This is a genomic window from Streptomyces sp. NPDC002784 (assembly GCF_053592135.1).
Genome location: NZ_JBSFVD010000089.1, coordinates 1 through 5,226 on the forward strand (window position 1 = coordinate 1; position 5,226 = coordinate 5,226).

At 74.0% G+C, this 5,226-nt stretch carries 2 protein-coding genes; both read left to right on the plus strand.

All coding sequences use genetic code 11. From position 1 onward, the window contains the following. Positions 1–1,307, plus strand: a 1,307-nt coding sequence (locus ACWD1Z_RS36455) for a condensation domain-containing protein (protein WP_451125069.1), incomplete at its 5' end; no start/stop codon positions are given. Continuing rightward, positions 1,304–5,194 carry a non-ribosomal peptide synthetase gene (locus ACWD1Z_RS36460; RefSeq protein WP_451125071.1) on the plus strand — a complete coding sequence of 1,297 codons (3,891 nt, stop codon included), beginning with the start codon at positions 1,304–1,306 and terminating at the stop codon, positions 5,192–5,194. The genes ACWD1Z_RS36455 and ACWD1Z_RS36460, both read left to right, overlap by 4 nt. Positions 5,195–5,226 lie beyond the last annotated feature (32 nt).

Genomic DNA, 5,226 nt, shown 5'->3' on the forward strand with positions numbered 1-5,226 from the left:
CCCCGATCATCCAGTGGCAGCGCGACCGGGGCGGCCCGGTCGACGCCTTCCACCAGTCCGTGCTGGTACGCGTCCCCGCGGCACTGGACCTCCCCTTCGTCACCGGGCTCGTCCAGTCCCTGCTCGACCGGCACGACTCACTCCGCATCCGCCTCGGGCGCACACCGGAGTGGACACTCGAAGTCCTGCCCCGCGGGACCGTACGGGGCAGCGAGCACGTCCGGCGCATCGACGTCCGAGACCTCGGCGCCGACCAGCGCGAGGCCGCCGTGACCCGGGCCGCCGAGGCGGCCGCGGGGCGCCTGGCACCCGGGCACGGGCACATGCTCGAAGCCGTCTGGTTCGACGCCGGGGACACCCGGACCGGCCACCTCCTCCTCGTCGTCAACCACCTCGTCGTGGACGGGGTCTCCTGGCGCGTCCTGCTGCACGACCTGCGGGCCCTGGCCACCGGCGCCCCCCTCGACGAGCCCACCGGCATCTCCTACGCCCGATGGGGCGCCCTGCTCCAGGAGCAGGCCGCCCGGCGGACCGCCGAACTCCCCCTGTGGACCGGCGCCGCCCGAGACGCCGACGACGTCCTGCGCTCCGCCGCGCTCGACCCGGCACTGGACGTGATGCGCAGCCGCACCACCGTCACCAGGGTCCTGCCCGCCGGCCCCACGGCCGCCGTGCTCACCAAGGCCCCCGCCGCGCTTGGCACCGGCGTCAACTCGGTGCTGCTCAGCACCCTCGGCCGGGCCCTACGCACCTGGCGCGCGGCGCACTTCGGCGACGACCCGGCGACGGTGGCCGAAGCCCCCTTCCTGATCGACGTCGAGGGCCACGGCCGAGAGGAGATCGCCGAGGACCTCGACCTGTCGCACACGGTCGGCTGGTTCACCAGCCTCTTCCCCGTGCGGCTGGAGCCGGACGACACCCCCGGCGCCGTACAGCGCAGGCTCGACGCGATGCCCGACAAGGGCCTCGGCTTCGGCATCCTGCGCCATCTCCACCCCGAGGCCGCGCCCGCCCTCGCGCGGCTGCCCCGCCGCCAGGTCATCTTCAACTACCTGGGCCGCTTCGAGCGTTCGCCCGACGCGGACTGGACGCTGGCCGCCGACGCCCCCGCCCTCGCGGGAGGCGGCGACGCGGAGATGCCGCTCACGCACCTGCTGGAGGTGTCCGCCGCGGCGCTCGACGGCAGCGCCGGACCCGAACTCCATGTGACCTGGACCTTCCCGTGCCGCCTGCTGACCCGGGAACAAGGGGAAGAGCTCGCCGACACGTGGTTCGCCGCCCTGCGAGACCTGGAGGAGACGGCATGAGCGGGCACTCCGCCACCGGCACCCCGGACGCGCTCCCCCTGGCGCCGCTCCAGCGCGGCCTGTACTTCCACACCGCGTACGACGCGGACGGGCAGGACATCTACACCACCCAGCTCACCCTCGAAGTCGACGGAGAACTCGACGCCGTACGACTGCGCGAGGCCTGCCGTGCGCTGCAGCGCCGTCACGACGGACTGCGCGCCGGGTTCCGCACGGCACCGTCCGGGGAGCCGGTGCAGTTCATCAGCCCCGATCCGCCCCTGGACTGGCGGCTGTCCGACCTGACCGCACTGCCGCCGGACGCGAGGACCGACGCGGCCGCGGACGCCGTCCGCCAGGAGCGCGCCCGGCGCTTCGACCTCGCCCGCCCGCCCCTGATCCGCTTCCTGCTGCTCCGCCTCGACGACCGCCGCTGGCGCCTCGCGCTGACGAGCCATCACCTGGTCCTCGACGGCTGGTCCACCTCCCTCGTCGTCGACGAACTGTGGCGGCTGTACGGGCGGGGAGAGTCCGCCTCCGAGCAACTGCCGCCGGCGCCCTCCTACACTTCCTACCTGGACTGGCTCGCCGACACCGGGCTCGACGAGGCGCGGGAGGCGTGGCGCGTCGAGCTGGCGGGCATCGACGGGCCGACCTTGGTCGCGCCGGAGGCGGCGGGACGGGCCGTGACGGTCCCGGAGCGTGTCCTGCGCACCCTGACCCCTGCCACGTCCGCCGCCCTCACCGGCGTCGCCCGCGACTGCGGCGTCACCCTCAACACCGTGGTGCTGGTGGCCTGGGGCCTCGTCCTGCGCCGGATGACCGGCCGGGACGACGTGCTGTTCGGCATGACCGTCTCCGGCCGGGCGGCGGACGTGGAAGGCGTGGAGAGCCTCGTCGGACTGCTCGTGAACACCCTGCCCGCCAGAGTCGTCGTACGCGCCGGGGAGTCGCTGCCGGAGCTGCTGGAACGCGTCCAGGACGATCAGATCGAACTCTTCGAGCACCATCACCTCGGACTCTCCGAGATCCACCAACTCACCGGCCACCAGGCACTGTTCGACACCACCACGGCCTTCGAGAACTATCCGGCGGGCGGCGGGGGCCATGACGCGGCACTCGACGCCGGCGTGCGCTGCACCGTCGCGGACGGATTCGACGCCACCCACTACCCGCTGTCCGTCGTCTGCACACCCGGCGAAACCCTCGGCGTGCGGCTGGAGTTCCAGCCCGCCCACTTCACCCGCGACCGGGCCGAGCGGATCGCGGACTGGTTCGCTCGACTCCTCACGCTGATCGCACACGACCCGCACCGTGACGCCGACGACCTCGCCGACGAGGCGTTCCTCCCCGAGGAGGAGCGTCGCAGGCTCCTCGTCGAGTGGAACGACACCGCCGCCCCCGTCCCCGCGACCGCACTGCCCGCCCTGATCGAGGCCCAGGCCGACCGGAACCCGCGCGCCCCGGCGGTCATCCACGCGGGACGCACGACGACGTACGCCGAACTCGACTCTGCGGCCAACCAGTTGGCGCGCCTCCTGCTCGACGCGGGGGCGGGCCCCGAGACGACCGTCGCGCTGCTCCTGCCGCGCACCCCTGACGCCCTGGTCGCCCTGTTCGCCGTACTCAAGACCGGGGCCGCCTATCTGCCCCTCGACCCCCGCCAGCCCGCCGACCGGCTGGCCCGGCTGCTCGACGAGGCGCGGCCCCGCCTCGTCGTGACCTCCGACGCCGAACGGTCCCTGCTGCCGCCCGGCGCCTCCCTGATCGTCGTCGACGACCCGGCCACCGCCCGCGACCTCGCGGCACGCGACCGGTCCCGGATCGCGGACCGTGAGCGAGGCGGGCCGATCCTCCCGCAGCATGCCGCCTACGTCATCCACACCTCGGGCACCACGGGCGCACCCAAGGGCGTGGTCGTCGAACACGCCGGTGTCGTGAACCTGATCGGCGCGTACCAGGCCGAGTTCGGCGCCGACTCGGTCGCCCGGGTCCTCGGGTCGATCTCCTTCGCCTTCGACGCGCACATCGAGGACACCGTCCTGCCACTCGCGCTCGGCGGCTGCGTGGAACTGGTCGACGACCTGCTGGCGCTCGTCGAACGCGACGGCTGGCGCGGCACCCTCCTGACCACGGTGCCCACCGCCCTGGCGAGCCTCCTGCCCGCCCTGACCGGCGAACTTGCGGTCCGGCGAGTCCACTTGGGCGGCGAACCGCTGTCCGGCGCCCTGCTGCGGGAGATTCACCGCCGCATACCCGGTTGCGCGGTGACCAATGTGTACGGCCCCACCGAGACCACCGTCTTCGCTCTCACCTGGCAGGCCGGCGACGGAAGCGCCGAAGGCGATCCTCCCGTCGGCCGCCCCATCCGCAACACCAGGGCCTACGTGCTGGACGAGCGGCTGAACCCGGTGCCCGTCGGCGTGCCCGGCGAACTCCACCTGGCCGGCGCCGGCGTGGCCCGCGGCTATCTGCGTCGGCCGGGCTGGACCGCGGAGCGCTTCGTGGCCTGCCCGTTCGGTGAGCCGGGTGAGCGCATGTACCGCACCGGCGACCGCGTGCGGTACCGGGCGGACGGCGCGATCGAGTTCCTGGGGCGGCTGGACGACCAGGTGAAGATCCGGGGGCACCGGGTGGAGCCCGCCGACGCGGAGGCCGCGCTGCTGCGCCATCCCCTGGTGGCGCGGGCCGTCGTGACGGTATGCGACGACCGCGCCGGGGGCCGCGGGCTGGTCGCCCACGTCGTCGCCGTACGACCCGGACTCACCCTGGACCAGCGGGACTTGCGGCGCCACGCGCGCGGCCTGCTGCCCGACTATCTCGTACCGTCCGCGTTCGTGCAGACCGAGCGGATCCCGCTGACGCCGAGCGGCAAGCTCGACCGCGCCGCCCTCCCCGCGCCGCCGCCTCCGCCCCGGGCCACGGCGGTGCCCCTCGACCCTTGCGAGGAGATGCTGAGCCGGCTCTTCGCGGAGACGCTCGGCGTGCCCGCGCCGGACCCCGAGGCGTCCTTCTTCGACCTCGGCGGTGACTCCCTGCTCGCGACCCGGCTCATCGGCAGGGTCCGGGCGGTGACGGGAGCGGCGCTGTCCGTCCGCGCGCTGTTCGAGGCACCGTCCGTCACGGCCCTGGCCCGACGGCTCGGCGACGACCATCCGGACGCCGGGCTCGGCCCGCTCCTGCCCCTGCGGGAGGGGGCGGACCGGCGGCCGCTGTTCTGCGTCCACGCGGTGAGCGGCCTCGCCTGGCCGTACGCCCGCCTGCTCCCGCACCTCGACCCCGGCCTGCCGGTCTACGGGCTTCAGGCGGCCGACCTCGCGGAGCCGGGGCCGGGGCCCTTCAATCCGGACGAAGTGGTGCGCCGCCATGTGGAGTCGATGCGCTCCGTCCAGCGGCACGGCCCCTACCGGCTGCTGGGCTGGTCCCTCGGCGGGCAACTCGCCCACGCGATCGCCGCCCGGCTGACCGAGGAGGGCGAACGGGTGGAACTCCTCGCCCTCCTGGACACCCACCTGCCGACGGACCGTTGGCAGCCACACGCCGAGGAAGAGGCCGAAGTCCTGCGGAACCTGGGCTTCTCCTCCACGGGGGAGCCTCCCGCCTCCCTGGCCGTCCTCGGCGACACGGTCGTCACCGGTGTGCGCGCGGCGGCCGCGTCCGCGGTGGAGGTTCTGCGGGTCGGCCGGCCGCCCGTTCTCGGGGGCGGCACCGAGGTCATGTTCTTCCGTGCCACGGGGGAAGAGGGCGGCGGGGCGAACCCCGCGACCTGGCAGCCGTACTGCACCGGACCGGTCACCTCGCACGACATCGAGTGCGCTCACCATGAACTGCTCGATGCCGGCCCACTAGTAGGGCTTGGTCAGGTCGGCTGGGGTGGTGCGTGTCCTTGGGGCCCGGTGTGGCGTTGAGAGTGTGTGACTCCGGACGAGATTGCTGCGGT

Coding starts and splice junctions, on each gene's coding strand:
- ACWD1Z_RS36460 (WP_451125071.1), top strand. CDS start 1,304: ATGAGCGGGCACTCCGCCACCGGCACCCCGGACGCGCTCCCCCTGGCG.